This window comes from Nocardioides sp. (assembly GCF_004803405.1).
Taxonomy (GTDB): domain Bacteria; phylum Actinomycetota; class Actinomycetes; order Propionibacteriales; family Nocardioidaceae; genus Nocardioides; species Nocardioides vastitatis.
Window position 1 is genome coordinate 1 of record NZ_SSXI01000280.1, and the last position, 631, is coordinate 631.

A 631-nucleotide genomic window follows, 5' to 3' on the forward strand; every position below is an offset into this window, starting at 1 on the left:
CGGCGCCGCGGTCGGCGGTCGCCGCGACGCGGGCGCCCTCGGCGGCGGCGGCCGCGAGCGTCGTACGGACGTGGAGGACGAGGGCCAGCTGGATCAGGCCGACGACGATGGGCAGCATCAGGACCAGAACCAGCGTGAAGTCGACGAGAGCGGAGCCGCGCTGGGTCCGGCGGCACCGGGTCATCTCACCGAGTCGAGGGCGGAGCTGAGGATGCTGGCCAGCTGCGGCTGCGCGATGGCCCACAACGCCATGCCGATGGTGATGGTCATGACCGTGACCAGCACCCAGCCAGGGATGTCACCGCGGTCATCGCGGTCGCGCCAGCGCTGGTGGAGTGAGCGGAGCGGGTCGAGCAGGTGCATGGTTGTTCCTTCCCGAGGAGGTTCGGTGCGTCAGTAGGTGAGGGTGAGGCCGACGAAGCCGGGCCAGAAGGCGAAGACGATGGTCACGGGCAGCACCAGGAACACCACGGGGACCATCATCAGGATCTCTTTGCGCGAGGCTTGCTCGATGAGCTCGCGGCGGCCGGCTTCGCGCACGTCGGCGGCCTGGGCGTGGAGCACGTCGGCCAGTGGCGTGCCGCGCTCGACCGCGACCGCGACGCCATGCGCGAAGCGGGCGACGGCGGGG

Annotated in this window: 3 protein-coding genes; all 3 read right to left on the reverse strand. The window is 71.2% G+C overall.

Annotation, left to right across the window (positions count from 1 at the left end; genetic code table 11):
* Positions 1 to 184, reverse strand: a 184-nt coding sequence (locus E7Z54_RS19795) for a TadE family protein (protein ID WP_136436441.1), incomplete at its 3' end; no start/stop codon positions are given.
* Positions 181 to 363: a hypothetical protein gene (locus E7Z54_RS19800; RefSeq protein ID WP_136436442.1), complete on the reverse strand. Its 183-nt coding sequence runs from the start codon at positions 361 to 363 to the stop codon at positions 181 to 183. The genes E7Z54_RS19795 and E7Z54_RS19800, both read right to left, overlap by 4 nt.
* A 30-nt stretch (positions 364 to 393) precedes the next feature.
* Positions 394 to 631 (reverse strand): type II secretion system F family protein (locus E7Z54_RS19805; protein WP_206056420.1); only part of this gene is annotated, 238 nt, incomplete at its 5' end.

Excerpts from the sequence above, each read along its gene's own strand:
- E7Z54_RS19800 (WP_136436442.1), bottom strand. The coding sequence starts at position 363 with ATGCACCTGCTCGACCCGCTCCGCTCACTCCACCAGCGCTGGCGCGAC.